The organism is Frateuria sp. Soil773, from assembly GCF_001428405.1.
In the GTDB taxonomy this organism is placed as follows: Bacteria; Pseudomonadota; Gammaproteobacteria; order Xanthomonadales; family Rhodanobacteraceae; genus LMSL01.
Genome location: NZ_LMSL01000034.1, coordinates 128,134 through 149,651 on the forward strand (window position 1 = coordinate 128,134; position 21,518 = coordinate 149,651).

Annotated in this window: 24 protein-coding genes; 15 read left to right on the plus strand and 9 right to left on the minus strand. The window is 71.2% G+C overall.

Annotation, left to right across the window (positions count from 1 at the left end; all coding sequences use genetic code 11):
- Positions 1 to 40: 40 nt before the first annotated feature.
- The 4 genes from ASG87_RS10560 to ftsY are packed head-to-tail and all read right to left on the minus strand — an operon-like array spanning position 41 to position 3,681.
- A complete protein-coding gene (locus ASG87_RS10560; RefSeq protein ID WP_056004701.1) occupies positions 41 to 319 on the minus strand; it encodes an oxidative damage protection protein in 279 nt (92 codons plus the stop codon).
- Positions 316 to 1,434, minus strand: coding sequence for an A/G-specific adenine glycosylase (gene mutY, locus ASG87_RS10565; RefSeq protein WP_056004702.1), 1,119 nt, complete (start codon positions 1,432 to 1,434; stop codon positions 316 to 318). The genes ASG87_RS10560 and mutY overlap by 4 nt, the downstream gene beginning before the upstream one ends.
- Positions 1,435 to 2,511, minus strand: a complete 1,077-nt coding sequence (locus tag ASG87_RS10570; protein WP_056004856.1) for an AsmA family protein — start codon at positions 2,509 to 2,511, stop codon at positions 1,435 to 1,437. It abuts the gene before it with no gap.
- A gap of 27 nt (positions 2,512 to 2,538) precedes the next feature.
- Positions 2,539 to 3,681: a signal recognition particle-docking protein FtsY gene (gene ftsY / locus ASG87_RS10575; protein ID WP_082582908.1), complete on the minus strand. Its 1,143-nt coding sequence runs from the start codon at positions 3,679 to 3,681 to the stop codon at positions 2,539 to 2,541.
- Between the two features lie 73 nt (positions 3,682 to 3,754).
- On the opposite strand from ftsY, the gene rsmD reads away from it, so the two are divergent.
- The 7 genes from rsmD to ASG87_RS10610 all read left to right on the plus strand — a co-directional run bounded on the left by rsmD (position 3,755) and on the right by ASG87_RS10610 (position 9,586).
- On the plus strand, positions 3,755 to 4,342 hold the full coding sequence (gene rsmD / locus ASG87_RS10580) for a 16S rRNA (guanine(966)-N(2))-methyltransferase RsmD (RefSeq protein WP_056004703.1): 588 nt from the start codon (positions 3,755 to 3,757) through the stop codon (positions 4,340 to 4,342).
- Positions 4,343 to 4,367: 25 nt separating this feature from the next.
- A complete protein-coding gene (coaD, locus tag ASG87_RS10585; protein ID WP_056004704.1) occupies positions 4,368 to 4,901 on the plus strand; it encodes a pantetheine-phosphate adenylyltransferase in 534 nt (177 codons plus the stop codon).
- Entirely contained in the window at positions 4,894 to 5,394 is a 501-nt protein-coding gene (locus tag ASG87_RS10590; RefSeq protein ID WP_056004705.1) for a hypothetical protein, read from the plus strand. Before coaD ends, ASG87_RS10590 begins: the two co-directional genes overlap by 8 nt.
- 130 nt (positions 5,395 to 5,524) lie before the next feature.
- Positions 5,525 to 5,785 (plus strand): YfhL family 4Fe-4S dicluster ferredoxin, encoded by a 261-nt coding sequence (locus ASG87_RS10595; protein ID WP_056004706.1) that lies wholly within the window; start codon positions 5,525 to 5,527, stop codon positions 5,783 to 5,785.
- Entirely contained in the window at positions 5,782 to 7,536 is a 1,755-nt protein-coding gene (gene ggt / locus ASG87_RS10600) for a gamma-glutamyltransferase (protein ID WP_056004707.1), read from the plus strand. The genes ASG87_RS10595 and ggt overlap by 4 nt, the downstream gene beginning before the upstream one ends.
- A 161-nt stretch (positions 7,537 to 7,697) precedes the next feature.
- Complete coding sequence (locus ASG87_RS10605) at positions 7,698 to 8,561, plus strand: MBL fold metallo-hydrolase (protein WP_056004708.1); 864 nt, start codon at positions 7,698 to 7,700, stop codon at positions 8,559 to 8,561.
- Complete coding sequence (locus ASG87_RS10610) at positions 8,558 to 9,586, plus strand: TMEM43 family protein (RefSeq protein WP_056004709.1); 1,029 nt, start codon at positions 8,558 to 8,560, stop codon at positions 9,584 to 9,586. Before ASG87_RS10605 ends, ASG87_RS10610 begins: the two co-directional genes overlap by 4 nt.
- 415 nt (positions 9,587 to 10,001) lie before the next feature.
- Here ASG87_RS10610 and ASG87_RS10615 read toward each other — a convergent pair whose 3' ends face one another.
- From ASG87_RS10615 to ASG87_RS21205, 5 genes are all read right to left on the minus strand, one after another.
- Positions 10,002 to 11,267 (minus strand): HDOD domain-containing protein, encoded by a 1,266-nt coding sequence (locus tag ASG87_RS10615; RefSeq protein WP_056004710.1) that lies wholly within the window; start codon positions 11,265 to 11,267, stop codon positions 10,002 to 10,004.
- Positions 11,268 to 11,349: 82 nt separating this feature from the next.
- Positions 11,350 to 11,793: a flagellar protein FlgN gene (locus ASG87_RS10620; RefSeq protein WP_056004711.1), complete on the minus strand. Its 444-nt coding sequence runs from the start codon at positions 11,791 to 11,793 to the stop codon at positions 11,350 to 11,352.
- Entirely contained in the window at positions 11,790 to 12,125 is a 336-nt protein-coding gene (flgM, locus tag ASG87_RS10625) for a flagellar biosynthesis anti-sigma factor FlgM (protein WP_056004712.1), read from the minus strand. The genes ASG87_RS10620 and flgM overlap by 4 nt, the downstream gene beginning before the upstream one ends.
- A 109-nt stretch (positions 12,126 to 12,234) precedes the next feature.
- Positions 12,235 to 12,921, minus strand: coding sequence for a flagellar basal body P-ring formation chaperone FlgA (gene flgA / locus ASG87_RS10630; protein WP_235499619.1), 687 nt, complete (start codon positions 12,919 to 12,921; stop codon positions 12,235 to 12,237).
- Between the two features lie 8 nt (positions 12,922 to 12,929).
- Positions 12,930 to 14,225, minus strand: coding sequence for a methyl-accepting chemotaxis protein (locus ASG87_RS21205; RefSeq protein ID WP_056004714.1), 1,296 nt, complete (start codon positions 14,223 to 14,225; stop codon positions 12,930 to 12,932).
- Positions 14,226 to 14,388: 163 nt separating this feature from the next.
- Here ASG87_RS21205 and ASG87_RS10640 point away from each other — a divergent pair, with 163 nt between their 5' ends.
- From ASG87_RS10640 to flgH, 8 genes are all read left to right on the plus strand, one after another.
- A complete protein-coding gene (locus tag ASG87_RS10640; protein ID WP_056004715.1) occupies positions 14,389 to 15,315 on the plus strand; it encodes a chemotaxis protein in 927 nt (308 codons plus the stop codon).
- 757 nt (positions 15,316 to 16,072) lie between these two features.
- Complete coding sequence (gene flgB / locus ASG87_RS10645) at positions 16,073 to 16,471, plus strand: flagellar basal body rod protein FlgB (RefSeq protein ID WP_056004716.1); 399 nt, start codon at positions 16,073 to 16,075, stop codon at positions 16,469 to 16,471.
- A complete protein-coding gene (flgC, locus tag ASG87_RS10650) occupies positions 16,471 to 16,893 on the plus strand; it encodes a flagellar basal body rod protein FlgC (protein ID WP_056004717.1) in 423 nt (140 codons plus the stop codon). The genes flgB and flgC overlap by 1 nt, the downstream gene beginning before the upstream one ends.
- Before the next feature lie 25 nt (positions 16,894 to 16,918).
- Positions 16,919 to 17,566 (plus strand): flagellar hook assembly protein FlgD, encoded by a 648-nt coding sequence (locus ASG87_RS10655; RefSeq protein WP_056004718.1) that lies wholly within the window; start codon positions 16,919 to 16,921, stop codon positions 17,564 to 17,566.
- A 34-nt stretch (positions 17,567 to 17,600) separates the two neighbouring features.
- On the plus strand, positions 17,601 to 18,821 hold the full coding sequence (gene flgE, locus ASG87_RS10660) for a flagellar hook protein FlgE (protein WP_056004719.1): 1,221 nt from the start codon (positions 17,601 to 17,603) through the stop codon (positions 18,819 to 18,821).
- Positions 18,822 to 19,009: 188 nt separating this feature from the next.
- Positions 19,010 to 19,750 (plus strand): flagellar basal-body rod protein FlgF, encoded by a 741-nt coding sequence (gene flgF / locus ASG87_RS10665; protein WP_082582909.1) that lies wholly within the window; start codon positions 19,010 to 19,012, stop codon positions 19,748 to 19,750.
- Between the two features lie 32 nt (positions 19,751 to 19,782).
- Positions 19,783 to 20,568 (plus strand): flagellar basal-body rod protein FlgG, encoded by a 786-nt coding sequence (gene flgG / locus ASG87_RS10670; protein ID WP_056004721.1) that lies wholly within the window; start codon positions 19,783 to 19,785, stop codon positions 20,566 to 20,568.
- Positions 20,569 to 20,579: 11 nt separating this feature from the next.
- Positions 20,580 to 21,257, plus strand: coding sequence for a flagellar basal body L-ring protein FlgH (gene flgH / locus ASG87_RS10675; protein WP_056004722.1), 678 nt, complete (start codon positions 20,580 to 20,582; stop codon positions 21,255 to 21,257).
- The last annotated feature ends 261 nt before the right edge of the window (positions 21,258 to 21,518 follow it).

A 21,518-nucleotide genomic window follows, 5' to 3' on the forward strand; every position in this document is an offset into this window, starting at 1 on the left:
TGCGTGGAGCCGTGCATTTAAGCGGATGCGCGGCGGAACGTCAAGACTCGTCGGGTGCGACGTAGCCTTCCGGGCGTTGCGCCTCGCCGCCGCCGAACAGGAATTTCTCCATCTCGGCGCCGAGGAACTGGCGCGCCTTGGGATCGAGCGGGTTGAGCCGGTATTCGTTGAGCAGCATGGTCTGGTGCGCCAGCCATTGCTGCCACGCCGGCTTGGAGATCTCCGCGTAGATGCGCTGGCCGAGCGGGCCGGGCCAGGGGGCGAAATCCAGTCCCTCGGCCTCGGTGCCGAGCTTGCTGCAATGGATGGTGCGGCTCATGGGGTTTTCCTCGGATGCTTGCCGGCGCGTGCGGCGCTCGCGGGACGGCTGCCCGCCTGCGCGAACGGCTGGCCGATGCCTTGCAGCAGGGTGCGCACGGGGGCGGGCAGGCCCAGCGCGGCCAGTTCGATGCCGTCGCACCAGCGCAGTGACTGATTATCGGCGATGCCGTGCAGGCTTGTCGCGCCGTCGAACAGCAGCGGCTCGACGTTCAGCCGGTAATGGCTGAAGACGTGCACGAAAGGCGCCAGCGGCTGTGCGTCGTCGATGCGCGCGTGCCGCTGCGCGGTGCGCCATGCGGTCTCGTGGTCGCCGGCCTCGGGCAGGCTCCACAGGCCGGACCACACGCCTTGCGGCCCGCGCCGTTCCAGCAGGACGCGACCGTCGGCGTCGCGCAGGACCAGCATCACCGTTTCGCGCGTGGGCAGTGCCTTGCCGGGCTTGGCGGTGGGCAGCAGATGGGTGAGGCCGTCGCGGCGCGCGACGCAGCCGTCGGCCAGCGGGCAGGCCGCGCACAGCGGGCGCGAACGCACGCAGACGGTGGCGCCCAGGTCCATGATCGCCTGGGTGTAGTCGGCGACGCGTTGCGCGGGCGTATGCGCGTCGGCGTGCTGCCAGAGCTGCTTCTCGACCGCGCTTTGTCCGGGGTGGCCGTGGATGCCGTGGTAGCGGGCGAGCACCCGCTTGACGTTGCCGTCGAGGATGGCGAAGCGCAGGTCGTAGGCCTGCGCCAGGATCGCGCCGGCGGTGGAGCGGCCGATGCCGGGCAGGGCGGCGAGCGCGTCGAAATCGCGCGGCAGCTCGCCGCCGTGGCGTTCCACGCACAGTTGCGCGGCGCGCTGCAGGAAGCGCGCGCGGCGGTAGTAGCCGAGGCCCGACCACAGCGCCAGCACGGTGTCCTCGTCGGCCGCGGCCAGCGCGGCTAGCGAGGGCAGCGCGGCGACGAAGCGCTCGAAGTACGGGATCACCGTAGCCACCTGGGTCTGCTGCAGCATCACCTCGGACAGCCACACGCGATAGGCGTCGCGCGGCCCGTGTTCCGTGCGCTGCCATGGCAGGTCGTGGCGGCCGTGCCGGTCGAACCAGGCCAGCAGGGCGTTAGCGAATGGGTTCATCTAGGACTTCTTGGGCTGCTTGACGGCCGGCTTGGCGCTTGTCGCCGGCGCGCTGCTGGAAGAGGGGGCGGGAACGTCGGCGCCGGCCTGCAGGCTCAGGCCCTCGATGACGATGCCGGAAGCCTCGATCTTCGCCGCCTCGAGGTGGCCGCTGCCGGGCGGCACCGACAGGCGCGGCTCCTGCGTGCTTGCCAACTGGCTCCACCAATGCGCCAGCGCCAGCGGCGGCAGGCGCAGGTCGGCGTGGTTGGACGGGCCGTCCAGTTTCAGGGCGAGCAGCAGCGGGTCGCGCTGGTTGGCGGGAGTCAGTTCCAGCGCCACGTCGTAGGGACCGACCTTGGCCTCGTCCAGCTTGCCGCGCAGGCTGGCCGAGGCGTCGGCGGCGCCGTGCCAGTGCGCGCTGCCGCCCAGTTGCAGCGACAGCGACGGGCCGTACGACAGGTGCAGGGCCACGTCGTTCAGTTGCAAGGTGTTGCCCAGGAGGGCCGGCGTGGCGGACAGCTCCAGCCGCATGGGCGTGCCGGCGGCATCCTTGGCCGCCACGTCGAGCGGGAACGGCTGGCCGGGCACCAGGCTGCCCGCCTTCAGCGACAGCTCGCCGAGCAGCAGCTGGTTGCCGCGCACCAGGCTGCCGCGGGTGATGCTGACGCCCGCGTCGATGCGCGGGATCGACGGCACGCTGTCGGGGCGCGACGGCAGGCCGGACAGCCAGGCCTGCAAGGCGTCCAGGTCGACCCGGGGCGCATCGATCTCGAGCCGGGAAATCACCGTCGGGCCGCCGAACAGGGTGCGCCAGGGCAGCGCGAGCCGTCCTCGCGCGGCGAGCAGGATCGGCATGCCGGCGCCCTCGGCGTTCAGGGTGAGCCCCTGCAGCTCCAGCGCCGGCCGCGGGAACAGGGTGGGGCTGGCGGGGCTGGCGAGGTTGAGTTCCAGGCCGGCGTTGCGCGCCTGCCGCTGCAGCATCGCGGTGAACCGCTCCGGCTGCAGCAGCACGTAGACCGTCACCACCGCGACCAGCAACCCGACCAGCAGCAGCCCGGCCAGCGTCCATAGCAGCAGGTGCCATCGGCGCGACACGCGCGTCAATCCTGTGGGCCGCGGGCTTCAGCCATGGCCGAGCGCAGCCGGCAGCAGGCCGTCGACGTAGGCCTCGGCGTCGAACGCGCGCAGGTCGGTCGCGGTCTCGCCGAGGCCGACGAAGCGGATCGGCAGGCCGAACTCGCGCGCCAGCGCGAACACCACGCCGCCCTTGGCGGTGCCGTCCAGCTTGGTCACCACCAGGCCGGTGACGCCGACGATCTGGCGGAACTGGCGCACCTGGCTCACCGCGTTCTGGCCGGTGGTGCCGTCGATCACCATCAGCACCTCGTGCGGCGCGTCGGCGTCGAGCTTCTTCAGCACGCGGGCGATCTTGCCCAGCTCGTCCATCAGGCCGCCCTGGGTATGCAGGCGGCCGGCGGTGTCGGCGATCAGCACGTCGGTGCCGCGCGAGCGCGCGGCCTGCAGGGCGTCGAAGATCACGCTGGCCGAATCGGCATCCTGGCCCTGCGAGATCACCGGCACGCGGTTGCGCTCGCCCCAGGTCTTCAGTTGTTCCACCGCGGCGGCGCGGAAGGTGTCGCCGGCGGCCAGCAGCACCTCGCGGCCCTCGTCGCGCCAGCGGCGCGCGAGCTTGCCGATGGTGGTGGTCTTGCCGACGCCGTTGATGCCCACGGTGAGGATCACGAAAGGCTTGCGGCCGGCGATGTCGAGCGGCCGCTGCACCGGCCGGAGCAGGGCGACCAGCTCCTGCCGCAGCGCCGCCAGCAGGGCGGCGGCATCGGCGAACTCGCGCCGGTGCATGCGCTTGCGCAGCCCTTCCACCAGCGTCGTGCTGGCCTCGACGCCGACGTCGGCGGTGATCAGGGTGGTTTCCAGCTCGTCCAGCAGGTCGTCGTCGAGCTTGGGGTGGCGCACGAACAGCGAGGAGAGCCCGCGCGCGAAGCCGCTGCCGGCCAGCCGCTCGCGCCAGCCGCGCCGGGCCGGCGCGGCCTCGTCGTCGTCGGGCACGCCGGTAATGGGCTCGCCAGGGCCGGCCTGGGCCGGCTCCGCCGTCGGCGTTTCCGCCAGCGCCTCGTTCAGGCCGGGCGCGGCGCCGTCGACCGGGGGCACGGGGGATGCCGGGTCTTCGCTGGTTGCGGCAGGGCCGGTCGCGGCAGGCTGCTCCGAAGTCGTTTCGGCGGGCTTCTTCTTCCAGAACTTGAGCATTGCGGCAGCGATTCAAAGACAATGCCCCCATGCTATCACCCCGACCCAGACTGCCCGCTGAGGACGCCCGCCCGTGCCGCCGCCGCTGAGCGCCGCGCCGGGGCGCATCCGCATCATCGGCGGCAGCCTGCGCAATTCGCGCCTGCAGGTGCCGGGCCTGCCCGGATTGCGGCCGACCCCGGAGCGGGTGCGCGAGACGCTGTTCAACTGGCTGGCGCCGGTCATCGGCGGCGCGCGCTGCCTGGACCTGTGCGCGGGCACCGGCGCGCTGGGCATCGAGGCGCTGTCGCGCGGCGCCGGCGCGGTGCAGTTCGTCGAGCGCGACGCACAGGCGGCGCGCGCCCTGCGCGAGAACCTCGCGCGCCTGAAGGCGGCCGGGGGGCAGGTCGCGGCGGCCGACGCGCAGGACTACCTGCAGGGCGAGCCGCAGCCCTTCGATCTGGTGTTCCTCGACCCGCCCTTCGCGTTGCAGTTGTGGTCGCCGCTGGCGCAGCGGCTGGAGCGGGGCGGCTGGCTGGCGCCGCAGGCGTGGCTCTACGTGGAGTCCCCGCGCGACCCGCCGCCGGCCCTGCCGTCGCAGTGGCGGCAGCATCGCGCGGGACAGGCCGGCGAAGTGGCCTACGCGCTCTATCGCCGGGCCCCGGGGCTTCCGTTAAGCTAAAGCCTTTCCGCCCAGTCCATCGCCCGTGAACAAGCCGTCGGCCAATACGCGCCTCGCCGTCTACCCCGGCACCTTCGATCCGATCACCAACGGCCACACCGATCTGGTGAGCCGCGCCGCGCCGCTGTTCGACAAGGTGGTGGTGGCGGTGGCGGAAAGCTCCAGCAAGGGGCCGGGTTTCAGCCTCAACGAGCGCATCTCGCTGGCGCGCATGGCGCTGGCCGATCTGCCGAACGTGGAGGTGCGCGGCTTCGACTGCCTGCTGGCGACCTTCGTCGGGCAGATCGGCGCCGGCGTGATCATCCGCGGCCTGCGCGCGGTGTCCGACTTCGAATACGAATTCCAGCTGGCCAGCATGAACCGGCACCTGATCCCGCAGGCCGAGACGCTGTTCCTCACGCCGGCGGAGCAGTACAGCTTCATCTCATCCTCGCTGGTGCGCGAGATCGGCCGCCTCGGCGGCGACATCTCGGGTTTCGTGCATCCGGCGGTACAACAGGCCATGCGCCAGCGCTGGCACAAAAAGCAACCTGAAACAGAAGGTGATCACTATGCGTAAGTTCGCTCTCGCCGCCACGCTCGCGCTGTCCGGCGCCCTGCTGCTGACCGCCTGCAACAAGCAGGAGGACGCCAGCCAGGGCACCGAGCAGGTGCAGAAGCTCACCAAGCCTACCGACCCGAACGACAGCAAGGCGTGGAACGCCTACCTCGGCCAGATCGTCAGCAGCAACATGCAGGGCATGACCGCCGAGCGGCCGTACCCCTACCTGGTGCCGGCCGGCGACGACGAGGATGCCCAGGCCAAGTACGACCGCCAGTTGCAGAACGTGCAGGACACCGTGGCCCGCGGCGTGCTGCCGGGCAACATGCTGGTGTTCGCCGGCCCCAGCTCGGCCAAGACCGCCGACCTGGTGATCGCCGCCTTCAAGGACGCCAAGCCCGGTTCGTTCAAGGACGTGATCGTGCTGTTCATCGGCGACCAGGCCGACCAGGAGCGGGTCACCACCGCGCTGCAGCCGACCGGCGCCACCGTGCGCTTCGTCGCCATGTAAGACCTGCGGCGACCGCCGCGCGCGGCCGCCATCGCCGCCCTCTCCCCGCGCGGGAGGGGGCCGGCAGGGCCAGCCTTCGCGGCGGCCCGCCGCGCGGGCCATTCCGCGCCCAGCATGTACTATCGATGCCATGTCCCTGAAGATCCTCGATACCTGCGTCAATTGCGACGTCTGCGAGCCGGCCTGCCCGAACAAGGCGATCTCGCTCGGCGAGGAGTTCTACGTGATCGACCCGGCGCTGTGCACCGAGTGCGTCGGTCACCATGACGAGCCGCAGTGCGTGGTGGTGTGCCCGGTCGAATGCATCATCGACGACCCGGACCGCCCCGAGACGCGCGACCAGCTCGAACTCAAGTACCGCCAACTGATGGCGAAGGAGACCGCGACATGACGTTTTCCCGGCGCCGGCCCGCGTGGGGCCGTTCCGCTTCGCGCGGGCTCGCCCTGCTGCTCGGGTTGCTGCTCGGCGGCAGCGCCGCCGCCTTCGCCGCCGACGGCCCGCGCGCCGCGACGGCCGCCGCCCCGTCGCAGGCGGCGCAGAAGCCCGGCCGCGCGGCGATCGCCAGCGCCAACTTCCATGCCACCAACGCCGGGCTCGAAGTGCTCGCCCGGGGCGGCAACGCCTTCGACGCCGCCGTGGCGGTGGCGTCCACCCTGTCGGTGGTGGAGCCGGAAAGCTCCGGCATCGGCGGCGGCTTCATGGCCGTGCTGCGCCGCGCCGGCGACGGCCGCGAGGTGTTCATCGACGCGCGCGAGACCGCGCCGGCCGCGGTGGACAGCAAGGACTACCTCAAGCCCGACGGCACGCCCAACCGCGACACCGCGCTGAACGGCCCGCTCTCCGCCGGCATCCCCGGCGAGCCGGCCGGGCTGGCCTGGCTGGCGAAGCATTACGGCAAGCTGCCGCTGAAGGATTCGCTGGCGCCGGCGATCCGCATCGCCCGCGACGGCTTCGAGCCGGACAGCCGCCTGCGCGAGGCGATCGCCGACCGCGCGGACGACCTCAGGCGCTGGCCCGCCTCGGTCGCCAAGTACCTGCCCGGCGGCAAGCCGCCGGCCGAAGGCGCCGCCTGGCGCGATCCCGACCAGGCGCACACGCTGGAGCTGCTGGCCGAGCGCGGCGCCGACGGTTTCTACCGCGGCGAGGTGGCGCAGAAGCTGGTCGCCGCGGTGCGCGCCGCGGGCGGCAACTGGAGCGCCGCCGACCTCGCCGGCTACCAGGTGAAGGAGCGCGCGCCGATCAGCGTCGACTACCGCGGCTACCGCATCGTCACCGCGCCGCCGCCGTCTTCCGGCGGCGTGGCGGTGGCGGAGATCCTCAACATCCTGCGCGGCTTCGATCTCGGCAAGCTGGACCGGGCGCACCGCATCCACCTGGTGATCGAGGCGATGCGCCGCGCGTTCCGCGACCACAACGACTACCTCGGCGACCCGGACTTCGTGAAGATGCCGCTGGAGATGCTGCTGTCGCCGTACTACGCCGACGGCCTGCGCCAGAGCATCCTGCCGGACAAGGCCACACCCTCGTCGATGCTGCCGTACACCGCGGCGGCCGACCCGGGCATGCACACCACGCATTTCTCGATCATCGACAAGGACGGCAACATGATCGCCGTCACCTCGACGGTGAACTACACCTTGGGCTCCACCTTCGTCGCCGCCGGCACCGGCGTGCTGCTCAACGACGAGATGGACGACTTCGCGCTGGTCGCCGGCAAGCCGAACGTGTACGGCCTGCTCGGCAGCGAGGCCAATGCGCCGAAGCCGGGCAAGCGCATGCTGTCGTCGATGACGCCGAGCCTGGTGATCGGCGCCGACCGCAGCGCGGTGATCGGCTCGCCCGGCGGCTCCACCATCATCACCCAGGTGCTCGAAGGCATCCTCGCCTTCATCGACGGCAAGAGCGCCACCGCGATCGCCGCGCAGAAGCGCTTCCACCACCAGTTCATGCCCGACCGCGTGGACGTGGAGGAGGGCGTGTTCGACCCGGCCACCGCCGAGTCGCTGAAGCGGATGGGCTACGAGCTGCACCCGCGCCAGTCGTGGGGCTTCATGAACGTGGTCACCTGGGACCACAAGACCAACACGCTCGACGCCGCCAGCGACCCGCGCCGGCCGTCCGGGCTGGGCAAGGTGCAATAGCGATGGCGCCGCGGCCGCTCCGCGCCGGCTCGCGGCAGACCGGGGGCGGCGCGCCGCCGCCCGGTTCGTCCATGGACTTCGTCGCGCGTTTTGCGCGGGCTTGTCCGCGGCGTCCGGATCCGCTTGCGGCGGGTCCGTCGGCAACGAGGTACTGATTCGTCATGGAATTCTGGTCGATTCTCGGCAATTCGCAGCAACTCGACGGCGGCGCGATGTTCGGCAACGCGCCGAAGGCGCTGTGGTCGCGCTGGATCGCGCCGGATGCGCAGAACCGCATCCCGCTGGCCTGCCGCTGCCTGCTGGCGAGGGACCTGGACGGGCGCAACGTGCTGTTCGAGACCGGCATCGGCGCGTTCTTCGAGCCCGCGCTGCGCGAGCGCTATGGCGTGGTGGAAGATCGCCACGTGCTGCTCGACTCGCTGGCCGAAGCCGGCCTCTCGCACGAGGACATCGACGTGGTGGTGCTTTCGCACCTGCACTTCGACCATGCCGGCGGCCTGCTCGCGGCGTGGCAGGAAGGGCAGCCGCCGCGGCTGCTGTTCCCGCGCGCGCGCTACCTGGTCGGCGCCGAGCACTGGCGCCGTGCCATGCAGCCGCATCCGCGCGATCGCGCCTCGTTCATTCCCGAGCTGCAGGCCTTGCTGGAACAGAGCGGGCGGCTGGAGCTGGTCGAGGGCGAGCATTCGCCGACCCTGGGCGAGGCGGTGCGCTTCCATCATTCGGACGGCCATACGCCGGGGCTGATGCTGGCCGAAGTGGCCGGCGTGGTGTTCTGCGCCGACCTGATTCCGGGGCGCGCCTGGGTGCACCTGCCGATCACCATGGGCTACGACCGCTTCCCGGAGGCGCTGATCGACGAGAAGCGCGGCTTCCTCGCCGACATGCTCGCGCGCGACGTGCGGCTGTTCTTCACCCACGACCATGCCTGCGCACTGGCGCGGGTCACCCGCGACGAGCGCGGCCGCTACGGCACCGCCGACGAGCAGCCCGCCCTGGCCGGCTGGCAGGCCGGAGCGCGCGGATGATCCGGCTTCGGGCAGGCGCCGTGGGCGGCATGGCGCTGAAGGCGGCCGGCACGTTGCTGCTGCTTGCCGGCGTCGGCCTGGGCGCGCTGACCGAGCGCAACCTGGTCCTGCATCGCGTGGCGGTGCAGCGGCACGGCGGCCTGGTGGCGGACGTCGGCGATGGCGGGCCGCAGGCCGGGTTGCACGGCGGCATGGTGCGGGTTTCCGGCCCGCTGCAGGTGATCGAGCCGGCCCGCGACGCGGAATTCAACCAGACCGTGCCGACGCCGGTGCTGGTGCGCCGGGTGGAGATGTTCCAGTGGCGCGAGGTGCGCGTGGGCGGCGACGTGCACTACGAGCTGGACTGGGCGGACCGGCCGCTAGACGCCACCGATTTCAAGCAACCGGCCGGCCACGTCAATCCCGGCGAATTCCCCGTGCGCGGCAAGCAGTTCGATGCCGGGCAGGTGCGTGTGGGCGGCTATGCGCTCGACACGCAGCTGCTGCACGCGCTGCCGGGAACGCAGCGGGTCGAGCCGGACCTGCGCCACCTGCCGCCGAACCTCGCGGCCAGCTTCAGCCTGTACCAGGACCGCCTGGTCACCAGCGCCAACCCGGCCAACCCGCGCCTGGGCGATGTGCGGGTGAGCTGGGATGCGGTGCCGCTGCAGGAGGTGACGGTATTCGCCCGGCCGGAAGGCGACCGCCTGGTGCCGGCCGGCGATGCGGCGGACGGCAAGGGCTACGAGATCCAGGTCGGCGACCGCGCCTTGACCGACGTGCTGCCCGACGTGCCGCTGGCACCGGAATTCGTGCAGGTGCGCCGCGCGGTCGCCGTGCTGCTGGCCGCACTCGGCGCGCTGGCGCTGCTGTGGGAACACCGCCGGCGCGACGCGCTGCTGGCGCTGGGGATCGGCGTGGCGCTGGTCGCCGGCGTCGGCTGCGTGCTGTGGCTGGGCGGCGGCTGGTCGATCGCCCTGGGCTGGCTGCTGGCCGCCGCGGTTGGCGTCGCCGTTGCGGTGTGGCGGCTGCGCCGTCCCGGTTGACGCGCATGCGCCGGGCGGTTCGTCGATGCCTGCGCGCTCGGCGGCCCATGCCCGTCATTCCGCGCCGACTTCGTCATTCCAACTTCCGCTGGGATGACGTCCAGGGAACCACCCAGTTGCCCCGTCATTCCGGCGCAAGCTGGAATCCAGCGCCTTTGGCTGTCCGCGGATACGGAGTCGCTGGATCCCAGCCTTCGCTGGGATGACGTCGAAGGAGTCTCGCCCGACCGCCCCGTCATTCCAGCGCAAGCTGGAATCCAGTGCCTTTGGGTATTCGAGGGTACGGAGTCGCTGGATCCCAGCTTTCGCTGGGATGATGTCGAGGGAGCCTCACCCGATCGCCTCGTCATTCCAGCGAAGGCTGGAATCCAGCGCCTTCGGCGCACGGCGCCCGAAACCCCACGGCACCAACAGCTCAAGCAGCCTGCTGCTCCGCATGCGCGAACACCTGGTCCGCCCACTGGGTCGCTTCCAGGTAGATCGCGGCCAGGCGCTGGATGCGCTGCGGCTGCGTCTGCTGGGCGCCGAGTGTGCCGGCTTCCCAGGCGTAGACCTGTTCGAGCAGTTGCGCGAACGGCCCCTTGTTCTCGACCAGCGCCTCGCGGATCTCGGGCACCAGCGGCAACTGGGTGAGCACGAACTCCATCGGCGCGCTCATCAGCGTGTCCAGCAGCGAGAACAGGCCGGCGGTGAACGCCATCTCGCGTTGCTCGCGCGGCAGGCCGTCGGCGAGCTTCTCGCACATGTGGGCGCGGATCAGGGCGGCGCGCAGCAGCTCCGGCGGGCGGTCGTCCATGCTGCCGAGCGCCATCGTGTAGATCCAGTTGCGCATGCGGGTGACGCCGAAGAAGATCGCCGCCTGCTGCACCGACTTCAGTTGCCGCGGCAGCGCGAAGTAGGCGGAGTTCACGCAGCTCAGCAGCTTGTAGCTGAGGATCGCGTCGTTGCGGATGATCTCGCCCAGCTCGACCGGGCCCGGGTTGCCGTCCTGCAGCATACGCATCAGGCGCAGGATGCTCAGCCGGTTCGCGCTCAGCACCGGCACGTCGACCCGGTCGGGAATCAGCAGGTGGCGGCCCTGGATCGCATGCAGCGGCAGGGCCAGGCAGCGCTGGTAGGTGGCGTGGTCGTCGACGTGGCCGGCGACCACCCAGATGCCGCGCTCGTGCAGGCTCTCGCTGCGCTCGCGCAACTGCTCGGGCGACAGGGCGCCGGCATCGAGCCGGACGAACTGCACGATCTGCAGCAGCGCCTCGAGCGCCGCGCTGTCTTCCGGCGCGGTGGTGCCGGCATCCAGCATCAGCAGCGAACCGCGCTGCGCCATCTTGCGCAGCAGGTCCATCAGGTCCGCGTCGGTGGCCGCCGCGGGCGGCAGTATCACGCCGAGGCGCGGATGGTGCTGCAGCACGTCGGCATGGCCGAGCAGCAGCTCGCGCGACAGCGACAGGAAGGTGCGGTTGCCGCGTACCAGCCGGTTGAGCGCGCCGTCGGCGATGGTGGACAGCACGTGCTGCATCAGCATCGCCTCGTCGCCGGCGCCGCGCTGGAACGCCAGCTCGTAGGCGAACAACTGGCGGTCGGGGTCCAGCATGGGCACGCGCACCACCGGCAGCGACAGGTCGCCGGTCGGCGGTGCGGGGGAATGGGACGCGGCGCTGGCGGTAACGGCGGTTTCGCTCATGGTCTGTCGTCTGCTGGAGCGGCGCGTGGGGGCGCGCCGCGGGTCGTGATCGCGCCGTGGCACGGCGCCGCCGTTCGGTTCCTCAGGCCTGCGCGAGCTGCTGCGAACGGGGGCGCGCGCGCAGCTCGCCGCTCGGTCCGTACAGTTCGGCGTCGCCGGGCTGGCCGGTCAGCACCGCCAGCGCGCGGCGCACCTGTTCCAGCCGTTGCGCCACCAGGCTGCCGTTGCGCTGGTTGAGCTGGCGGCAATTGGCCAGGGTCTGCAGCACCTCCTGCCAGCGCGTGGCGAGCAGGGCCGCCGCCGGCAGCGCCTCGCTCAACTGCACCCGCTCGGCGTCGTACTGTTCCAGTTGCTGCATCAGTTGCTGCTTGTGCGAACCGATCCGGTCCAGCGCGGCGGCGTCGGCGCTGGCCAGCGCATCGCGCTCGGCTTCCAGCACCCGGGCCAGCTCGTCGGCGGCGCGGCGGATGTCCTCGACCACGGCGGTCAGGGCGGCATCCAGTTCGGTTTGCAACTGGCGGTTCATGCCTTGTCTGCGGACGGCGTGCCGCCGATCTGGGCGTCCAGCGCCAGCATGCGGTCGGCGATGCGGGCCGGGTCGATCCGGTAGCTGCCGTCGGCGAGCGCCGCGCGGATCTTCTCCACCCGCTTGGCGTCGATCGCCGCGGCGTCGCCGGTGCGGGCGGCGTCCTGCAGGGCGCGCGCCGAATCGGTCAGCTTGACGCGGTCGTCGTTCCTGGCCGCCGTGCCCACGGCAACGTCGCCGCCGGCCGTCGCGCCCTGCGCGGGGCCGCTGGGCTGGCTGCCCGGGGGCTGCGGGAGCTTGGGCATGCCGTTGTTGGAGATCGTGGTGTTCATCGGTGCATTCTCGATGCGGTATGGATTCCGTCCCGGATGGGATCGGCCGGGCGGGCGGAAACTTTAGGGTATCTCCTGGCGGCCGGCGCCGCCGGTGGCGGGCGGCCGTTCATGGCAGCGCCACCACCTGGCCGGGGCCGCGCACCAGCGCGTCGACCACCCGGCCGGAACTGCCGTTGCGCACGCGCAGGCGCGCGCCGTTGTCGCCGCTGCCCAGGGCGGTGCCGTCGGCGCGCACCTGGATGCCGTCCAGCTCGGCGATCAACTGGACGTGGTCGCCCGCGCGCACCATCTGCCGGCCGCCGAGCGCGCCGGGCGTCAGCACGCTGCCGGCCGCCAGCGGGCGCGCCAGGGTGCGTTCGGCCACCTGCGCCATGTCCTCGACGTAGCCGTAGCCGAGCCGGGTGACGTCGCGTTCCTCCGCGTGCACGTCGCCGGCGGCGATGCCGTCGCCGCGGACCAGCGGCCGGCTGGCGACCAGCACCTGGCGGTACAGCTTCAGCCGCACCGGTACGCGCACCGTCCAGCCGTCGCGGTCGGGGCAGCGCACCAGCACGCTCATGCGCGGCGCCGGGCGGGCGTTGGCGGGCAGGCTGGCGTCGAGCGGCGCGGCGCAGGCGGTCAATTGCAGGCGGGTGTCGAGCGGTTCGGCGTGGACCTCGAGGCGGCTGCCCGGCTGCGCATAGTGCTGGCGCAGCCACCGTTCGGCGGCGGCGGAGGCGTCCGCCGCCGAGCCCCGCGCGAAGCCCGGCGCGGCCGCGACGAGCGCGGCCAGCAGCCAGGGGCGCCAGGGCATGCGCATGCTCATGCGTCCGCCAGCAGGGCGGCAAGCTGTTTCACCAGCGCCTCGCGCTCGCTTTCGAGCTGCCGCGATACCTGCGCCGCCTGTTCCAACTGGCCTTCGCAGAGCAGGCCGACGAAGGCCGCGCTGTGCGCGGCGAGCCGCGTGCCGGCCTCGCGCATGGCGCCGGCGGCATCGCCGTGGTGCTGTGCGGCGAGGCGGTCCACGCTGCGGCCGAGGGTGCCGGTGTCGAACCAGCGCCGGTCCAGCGCGGAGGGCTCCTGCAAGGCCAGTTCGGTCGCCTGGCGGATGCCCTGCGCGGATTCGCGCACGGCGAGGCTGAGGCTGGCGCGGTCGCCGTCGCTGTCGTGTTCCAGCCAGCCGAGCGCGAGGTGGTGCGCGAGCAGGGCGGCGCGGCTGAGCGCCTCGGCCTGCCGGCGCGCCTCGGTGCCCCGACGCTGCAACGCGCCGAGCGCGGCCTGGGCGGCGGTGGCGCGCGCGTGCTGGGCGTCCTGGCTGCGCTGCAGCGCGGCGATGCGCTCGGTGGCCAGGTACAGCGCGGCCTCGCCGTCGCGCTGCGCGGCCTCGGCCTGGCCGACGCCGGCCTGGGCGCGTTCCAGGCGCTGCATGCCCTGCTGCACGTCGCCGTCGAGCTGCAGCGAGAAATCGCCGATCGAGCCGGTGACGCTCTCGATCTCGGCGGTGGTCTGGGTGGTGCGTTCGGCCAACTGCTTCACTTCGTCGGCGACCACCGCGAAGCCGCGCCCCGCCTCGCCGGCGCGCGCCGCCTCGATCGCCGCGTTCAGCGCGACCAGGTTGGTCTGGTGGGCGATTTCCTGCACCACGCCGGTGAGCTTGCGGATCTGCGCCACCTGCTCGGCCAGCCTGGCCTGGTTGCGGTTCATCGCCGACAGCGCGCTGCGCAGCAGGCGCAGCTGGCCGTCCAGTTCGCCGACGCCGCTGGCGTGGCCGGCCTGGGCGGCATTGCTCAATGCGGCGGCGACCTGGGCCAGGGCCGTCGAGATCCCGGCGCTGCCGTCCGTCAAGCGACCGACGCCATCGCGGCTTTCCTGCGCGGACTTGTCCAGCGCGGCCTGCTCGCGCGCGAGCTGCTGGGCGGCCGCGAGCACCAGCGCCTGCTGCTCCAGCGCCTGCGGCGCGACGGCGGCCGGCGCGCGCGCGGCGAGACGGGACAGCAGCGGCGCCAGTGCCTGCGCCAGCCGGGGATGGCGCTGCGACAGTTGGGCGAGCCGCGGCCCGTCGCCCGCCGCGGCGGCGTCGGCGAAGGCGGCCAGGTGCTGGCTCCGGATCAGGCTCATGGGCGGCGGGTTCCTTGCGGCACGGTTCGATGTCCCGGGATCGGCAGTGGCGGGCGGAACTTGAGAAGCAAGCCACGTGCCATGCGCGCGGCACGGGCTCAAGCGGGCCGCGATCCGGCCGATATGCCTTGCGGCCCGGACGGCGGGCGTCGAGGAAGCAACGATGAGCGGCCCGCTGCTGGACAACGTGGAGCGCCAGACCCGCCTGGCCGGGCACAACCGGATCGCGCTGCTGCTGTTCCGGCTCGGCGACGCGCAGTTGTTCGGCATCAACGTGTTCAAGGTGCGCGAGGTGTTGCGCCGGCCGCCATTGGAACGCATGCCGGGCGCGCACGCGCTGATCGCCGGCAGTTGCGACTACCGCGGGCAGACCATCCCGGTGATCGACCTGGCCGGCGCGCTCGGCTATCCGCCGCTGCGCGACGATCCGGCGGCGCACCTGATGGTCACCGAGTTCAGCCGCACCGTGCAGGGCTTCCTGGTCGCCGACCTGCAGCGCATGGCGCATTGCGACGGCGAGGCGATGACCGCGCCGGACGCCGCGCTCGGCTTCGGCGCGCGGGTCAACGCGATCACCCGCGTGGACGGTAGCCTGGTCGCGGTGATCGACGTGGAGCAGGTGCTGGCAGGCCTCGACGCCGCGCCGCAGGCGCTTTCCGCGCAGATGCTGCGCGTCGCCGGCGCGCACCGGCTGCATCCGCGCCGCGTGCTGGTGGTGGACGATTCGGTGATCGCGCGGCACCGGCTGGTGAGCCTGTTCAAGCAGATGGACATCGAATGCGTGCTGGCACAGGACGGCCGCGAAGCACTGCAGCGCCTGCACGAGCTGGCCGACGCGCCGGCCGGCGAAGGCGTGAACCTGGTGGTGTCCGACATCGAGATGCCGCAGATGGACGGCTACGCGCTGACCCGCGCGGTCCGCGAGACGCCCGCGCTGCGCCGGCTCAAGGTGGTGCTGCACAGCTCGCTCAGCGGCATCTTCAACGAGGCGATGGTGAAGGAAGTCGGCGCCGACCGCTTCGTCGCCAAGTTCCAGCCGGACGTGCTGGCGCAGGCGGTGATCGAGTTGCTGCCGGAGCCGGCGGGGTGACCCGCGCTAGTCATCCCGGCGAACCCCGAAAAGGGGGCAAGAGCCGGGATCCAGTGGCTTTGGGCCTCCCAGACAACCAAGGCACTGGATTCCAGCGTCCGCTGGAATGACGGGTGTTGAGGGATTCGGGAAACCGGAGGGCCCGGCCTTTGTCCGTCATCCCGGCGAACCCCGAAAAGGGGGCAAGAGCCGGGATCCAGTGGCTTCGGGCCGCCAAGACAATCAAGACGCTGGATTCCAACGTTCGCTGGAATGACGGGTGTTGGGGGATTCGGGAAACCGAATGGCCGGCCTTTGTTCGTCATCCCGGCGAAAGCCGGGATCCAGTGGCTTTGGGCCTTCCAGACAGCCAAGGCCCTGGATTCCAGCGTTCGCTGGAATGACGGGTGTTGGGAGACTCGGGATCTTGGACGGCTCAGCCTTTGTTCGTCATCCCGGCGAACCCCGAAAAGGGGGCAAGAGCCGGGATCCAGCGGCTTTAGACTTCCCAGGTAGCCAAGGCCCTGGATTCCAGCTTCCGCCGGAATGAGGGGTATTCGAGGGGCTTCGGGGTCTTGGGCGGTTTGGCGCTTGCCCGTTTTTCAAAGCGCCACCGGAACGACGAAGCGCCGCGTCAGAAATCCGTCTTTGCCGCCGCGACAACCGCGACGCTCCGCCCCCGCGATGGCGCAAACCGAGTCCCCGCAAGCCTTCGCAGGCCATGGCATGCAATTTGCTCGAAGCCCCGTGCGGATGTTCCGGCCGCGCGGAGGCAAGCATGAGCCAATCCATCGACAACCTGTTCGGCATGCACACCGGCGCGCTGGCGCTGTGGCAGCGGCGTACCGAGGTGCTGGCGGGCAACCTGGCCAACGCCGACACGCCCGGCTACCTCGCGCGCGACGTGGATTTCCGCGCGGCGCTGGCCGCGGCCGGCGACGACGCCCGGCTGCGCCTGAGCGCGCCGACGCCGGGGCAGATCGACACCGCGGCGCAGGCCGCGGACACGCTGGCCTACCGCGTGCCGACCCAGCCGAGCATGGACGGCAACACCGTGGACGCGCAGCAGGAGCAGGCCAGCTTCGCCGCCAACGGCGTGCACTACCAAGCCAGCCTGGCCTTCATCACCGCGCAGGTGCGCATGCTGCGCACCGCCATCACCGGAGGCCAGGGCTGATGTCGCTGTTCAACGTATTCAACGTCGCCGGCTCCGGCATGGCGGCGCAATCGACCCGGCTCAACACGGTCGCCAGCAACCTGGCCAATGCCGACAGCGTGTCCGCCACGCCGGAGGGCGCCTACCGCGCGCGCGAACCGCTGTTCGCCACGGTGCGGCGCAGCCTGGACGGCAAGGCGCCCGACGCCGGCAGCGACGGCGTGCGGGTGCTCGGCATCGCCGAGAGCCAGGCGGCCATTCCCAGCCGCTACGAGCCGGGCAACCCGCTGGCCGACGCGGACGGCAACGTCTACGCCAGCAACGTCAACCCGGTGGACGAACTGGTCAACATGATCTCCGCCTCGCGCTCGTACCAGAACAACGTCGAGGTGATGAATTCGACGCGCCAGCTCATGCAGAAGACGCTGGACCTGGGCAAGTGACGCGGGCGCGGACGAGGAGGGCGGCATGAGCGACATCGCGATCGGACCGAATGCCAACGCTGCCGCGCAGGCGGCCGGCGCGGGCAAGGAGAAGACGCTGAAGCAGGCGGACTTCCTGAGCCTGCTGATCCAGCAGATGCGCAACCAGGACCCGACCCAGCCGATGGATTCGTCGCAGATGGTCAGCCAGCTCGCGCAGATCAGCCAGGTCTCGGCGACGCAGGCGCTGCAAAGCTCGTTCGACGCGCTGAGCCAGTCCATGCAGGGCAACCAGTTGCTGCAGGCCAGCGGGATGGTCGGGCGCAGCGTGGTCGTGCCGTCCGCGGCCGGCAAGCTGCAGGGCGGCAGCCTGGACGGCGCGGTCAACGTGCCCGACGGCGGCGGCAGCACCTTCGTGCAGGTCACCGACCGCGACGGCAACGTGCTGCGCACGATCGACCTGGGCATGCAGGAAGCCGGGCTGGCGACGTTCCACTGGGACGGCACCGGCAGCGACGGCCAGCCGCTGCCGCCGGGCACCTACGGCCTGAAGGCGCAGTGCGGCAACACCGCCATCGCCACCTATGTCAGCGGCAAGGTCACCGGCGTGGGCATGACCGGCGCCGACGGCGCCTACCTCGACGTATCCGGCTTCGGCGGCGTGCTGCTGAGCCAGGTCGCGCAGATCAACTGACCGGTCCCACCGGACCCAAAGAGGAACCATCACGATGGCTTTCAATATCGCATTGAGCGGCCTGAACGCAGCCTCCTCGGACCTCGAGGTGACCGCGAACAACATCGCCAACACCGCCACCACCGGCTACAAGGGATCGCGCGCCGAGTTCGCCGAGCTGTACAACGCCGCCGGCCGCAACCTCAGCGCCACCCAGGTCGGCAGCGGCGTGCGCCTGACCAACGTGGCGCAGCAGTTCGGCGCGGGCAGCGTGGAGAACACCGGCAACGCGCTGGACTTCGCGATCAGCGGCAACGGCTTCTTCACCCTGCGCGACGGCCAGGGCTACTCGTACACCCGCGCCGGCGCGTTCCGCCAGGACAACCAGGGCTTCGTGACCAACGCCAGCGGCCAGCACCTGCAGGTGTTCCCGCCCAACAGCAACGGCACCTTCGACACCAGCACGCTGCGCGACCTGCAGATGGTCACCTCGCAGAACGCGGCCAAGGCCACCGGCAAGGTGCAGATGTCGTTGAACCTGCCGTCCGACGCCGCCGCGCCGGCCGGGGCGTTCGATCCCACCGACGCGCTCAGCTACAACCAGGCCACGCCGTTCACCGCCTACGACTCGCTCGGCGCCACGCATACCGGCACGGTGTACTTCGTCAGGGGGGCCGCGGCGAACAGTTGGAACGCGTACATGTACGTGGACGGCGTCGCGGCCGGCGCGCCGCAGGCGCTGTCGTTCACCAGCAGCGGCGCGCTGGCGGCGCCCGCCGACGGCAAGCTGGCGTTCCCGACGCTGTCGGTGAGCCCAGGCGCCGAGCCGATGACGCTCACCATCGACGTGTCCAAGGCCACCCAGTTCGGCAACGACTACGCGCCCGGCACGATCACCCAGGACGGCTACCCGACCGGCACGCTGTCCAGCGTGGACGTCTCCGCCGACGGCGTGGTGCAGGCGAAGTTCTCCAACGGCCAGTCGGTCGCGCTGGGCCAGCTCGCGCTGGCCAACTTCAGCAACCTGCAGGGCCTGCGCCAGCTCGACAACACCAACTGGGCGGCCTCGTACGACTCCGGCACGGCGGTGATGGGCGTGGCCGGCAGCGGCACCTACGGCAACGTGCAGTCCGGTGCGCTGGAGGCTTCCAACACCTCCGACCTCACCGCGCAACTGGTGAACATGATCAAGGCGCAGCGCAACTACCAGGCGAATGCGCAGGTGATTTCCACCGACGACAAGCTGACCCAGACGATCATCAATCTGGGCAATTGATTTGGCATAGGCGTGGATTGAAGGCGCTGGATTCCGGCTTTCGCTGGAATGACGGCTCGGAAGCCCCCGCCCCCGTCATCCCGGCGAACCCCGAAAAGGGGGCAAGAGCCGGGATCCAGTGACTGGCATCGGGCAACACGAAGCCACCCGGCAAGACCGGACGGCAGACAGACGAAACGAGGCAAGCCGTGGACAGATCGCTCTACGTAGCCATGACCGGCGCGACCCAGATGATGCGGGCGCAGACGGAAGTGGCGCACAACCTGGCCAATGCCGACACGGTCGGCTTCAAGGCGCAGTTGTCGGCGTTCCAGGCGCTGCCGGTGCTGGGCCCGGGCCTGCCCACGCGGATCAACGGCGTGGCGCACGGCGAAGGGCTCGACCTGAGCGCGGGCGGCCAGATCGACACCGGCCGCGAACTCGACGTGGCGGTGCAGGGCAACGGCTGGCTGGCGGTGCAGACCGCCGATGGCGGCGAGGCGTACACGCGCGCCGGCAGCCTGCAGCTCACCGCCGACGGCCTGCTCACCGACCAGCGCGGCAACCTGGTGCTCGGCGACGGCGGCCCGATCAGCGTGCCGCAAAGCTCGCGGCTGAACATCGGCGCCGACGGCACGGTGTCGGTGGTGCCGATGGGCCAGAGCCCGGACACCATCGCCGCGGTCGGCCGCCTCAAGCTGGTGAACCCGCCGGCCGACCGGCTCGCGCAGGGCGGCGACGGGCTCATGCACCTGGCCGGCGGCGGCATCGCCGAGGCCGATCCCGGGGTGACGCTGCAATCGGGCGTGCTGGAGTCCAGCAACGTCAACCCGTCGCAGATGCTGGTGGAGATGATCCAGCTTTCGCGCCAGTACGAGCTGCAGGTGAAGGCGATCAGGAGTGCCGACGACAACGCGCAGTCGGCCTCGCGCCTGCTGCAGGTCGGCTGACCATCATTCGGACGTCCAGACGGAGACGGCACATGTTTTCATCACTTTGGGTGGCCAAGACCGGGCTCGATGCGCAGCAGACGCGCATGGACGTGGTCTCGCACAACCTCGCCAACGCCAACACCACCGGCTTCAAGAGCTCGCGCGCCGCGTTCCAGGACCTGGTCTACCAGAACCTGCGCCAGCCCGGCGGGCAGACCACCGAGCAGACCCAGGCACCGTCCGGGCTGATGCTCGGCACCGGCGTGCGCGTGGTCGGCAACGAGAAGCTGTTCACCCAGGGCAACATCGAGCAGACCGGCAACTCGCTGGACGTGGCGGTGCAGGACCGCGGCTTCCTGCAGGTGACCATGCCCGACGGCACCGTCGCCTACACCCGCGACGGCTCGCTGCACATGGACCAGAACGGGCAGATCGTGAACGCCAACGGCTACGCGATCGAGCCGGCGATCACGATTCCCGCCAACGCGCAGAAGATCACCATCGGCAGCGACGGCACGGTCAGCGTGAACCTGCCGGGCCAGGCCGCGCCGCAGCAGGTCGGCACCATCCAGTTGGCCGACTTCATCAACCCCGCCGGCCTGCAGCCGAACGGCGACAACCTGTACCTGGAGACCGCCTCCAGCGGCACGCCGCAGGTCGGCCAGCCGGGCCTCAACGGCCTGGGCACGCTGGCGCAGGGCGCGCTGGAAAGCTCCAACGTCAACGTGGTCGAGCAGATGGTGGACATGATCCAGACCCAGCGCACCTACGAGATGAACTCCAAGGCGATCTCAGCGGCCGACCAGATGCTGCAGTTCCTCACCAACAAGACCTGAGCCGCGCCGCCATGCCGATCCATCGCTTCGTCCCGGTCCTGTGCGCCGCGCTGTTGCTGGCCGCCTGCGCCGGCGTGCCGGCCGCGCGCGACGACGGCCAGTGGGCGGCCACCGCGCCGATGGCGCAGGAGGCCGCGCCGCCGGCCGACGGCGCGATTTACCACGACGCGCAGAACATGGAGCTGTTCGCCGATCCGCGCGCGCACCGCGTCGGCGACATCCTCACCATCGCCCTGGTGGAAAGCACCCAGGCCAGCAAGAAGGCCAGCACCAGCACCAGCAAGACCGACAAGGCGGACATCGCCTCGCCGACCATCCTGGGGCAGGGCGTGTCGATCGGCGGCAAGGCGGCCAGCATCGGCCTCGACGGCAAGCGCAACTTCGACGGCGCCGGCTCCAGCAGCCAGAGCAACCAGCTCACCGGCCAGATCACCGTCACCGTGGCGCAGCGCCTGAGCAACGGCAACCTGATCGTGCGCGGCGAGAAGTGGCTGACCATCAACCAGGGCCAGGAGCTGGTGCGCATCTCCGGCATCGTGCGCCCGCAGGACATCGGCCAGGACAACGTGGTGCCGTCCACCCGCGTCGCCGACGCGCGGATCGGCTACACCGGCCGCGGCACCCTCGCCGACGCGAACACGCGCGGCTGGCTGTCGCGCTTCTTCAATTCCAAGTGGATGCCGTTCTGATGAACGCTTCGGACGCCGCCGTGGCCGGCACTGCCGCCTCCCGAGATGCCGTGCATCGCACCGGCGTCGCTCCGGCGCAGGCCGGAGCCCAGTGTCTTGCGTACTCCGGGGCATCAGGCCGCTGGATTCCGGCTTTCGCCGGAATGACGGGATTTGGCGCAACGAGGAATGGCGAGGCCATCCACGGCAAAGGCGCCGCGGCCGGTGTACTCGCCCGTCATTCCGGCGAAAGCCGGACAAAAACGAGCTTTGCGAGCGTTG

Excerpts from the sequence above, each read along its gene's own strand:
- ASG87_RS10560 (WP_056004701.1), bottom strand. The coding sequence starts at position 319 with ATGAGCCGCACCATCCATTGCAGCAAGCTCGGCACCGAGGCCGAGGGA.
- mutY (WP_056004702.1), bottom strand. The coding sequence starts at position 1,434 with ATGAACCCATTCGCTAACGCCCTGCTGGCCTGGTTCGACCGGCACGGC.
- ftsY (WP_082582908.1), bottom strand. The coding sequence starts at position 3,681 with ATGCTCAAGTTCTGGAAGAAGAAGCCCGCCGAAACGACTTCGGAGCAG.
- ASG87_RS10590 (WP_056004705.1), top strand. The coding sequence starts at position 4,894 with ATGCGTAAGTTCGCTCTCGCCGCCACGCTCGCGCTGTCCGGCGCCCTG.
- ASG87_RS10595 (WP_056004706.1), top strand. The coding sequence starts at position 5,525 with ATGTCCCTGAAGATCCTCGATACCTGCGTCAATTGCGACGTCTGCGAG.
- ggt (WP_056004707.1), top strand. The coding sequence starts at position 5,782 with ATGACGTTTTCCCGGCGCCGGCCCGCGTGGGGCCGTTCCGCTTCGCGC.
- ASG87_RS10605 (WP_056004708.1), top strand. The coding sequence starts at position 7,698 with ATGGAATTCTGGTCGATTCTCGGCAATTCGCAGCAACTCGACGGCGGC.
- ASG87_RS10610 (WP_056004709.1), top strand. The coding sequence starts at position 8,558 with ATGATCCGGCTTCGGGCAGGCGCCGTGGGCGGCATGGCGCTGAAGGCG.
- ASG87_RS10615 (WP_056004710.1), bottom strand. The coding sequence starts at position 11,267 with ATGAGCGAAACCGCCGTTACCGCCAGCGCCGCGTCCCATTCCCCCGCA.
- ASG87_RS10620 (WP_056004711.1), bottom strand. The coding sequence starts at position 11,793 with ATGAACCGCCAGTTGCAAACCGAACTGGATGCCGCCCTGACCGCCGTG.
- flgM (WP_056004712.1), bottom strand. The coding sequence starts at position 12,125 with ATGAACACCACGATCTCCAACAACGGCATGCCCAAGCTCCCGCAGCCC.
- flgA (WP_235499619.1), bottom strand. The coding sequence starts at position 12,921 with ATGCCCTGGCGCCCCTGGCTGCTGGCCGCGCTCGTCGCGGCCGCGCCG.
- ASG87_RS21205 (WP_056004714.1), bottom strand. The coding sequence starts at position 14,225 with ATGAGCCTGATCCGGAGCCAGCACCTGGCCGCCTTCGCCGACGCCGCC.
- ASG87_RS10640 (WP_056004715.1), top strand. The coding sequence starts at position 14,389 with ATGAGCGGCCCGCTGCTGGACAACGTGGAGCGCCAGACCCGCCTGGCC.
- flgB (WP_056004716.1), top strand. The coding sequence starts at position 16,073 with ATGAGCCAATCCATCGACAACCTGTTCGGCATGCACACCGGCGCGCTG.
- flgC (WP_056004717.1), top strand. The coding sequence starts at position 16,471 with ATGTCGCTGTTCAACGTATTCAACGTCGCCGGCTCCGGCATGGCGGCG.
- ASG87_RS10655 (WP_056004718.1), top strand. The coding sequence starts at position 16,919 with ATGAGCGACATCGCGATCGGACCGAATGCCAACGCTGCCGCGCAGGCG.
- flgE (WP_056004719.1), top strand. The coding sequence starts at position 17,601 with ATGGCTTTCAATATCGCATTGAGCGGCCTGAACGCAGCCTCCTCGGAC.
- flgG (WP_056004721.1), top strand. The coding sequence starts at position 19,783 with ATGTTTTCATCACTTTGGGTGGCCAAGACCGGGCTCGATGCGCAGCAG.
- flgH (WP_056004722.1), top strand. The coding sequence starts at position 20,580 with ATGCCGATCCATCGCTTCGTCCCGGTCCTGTGCGCCGCGCTGTTGCTG.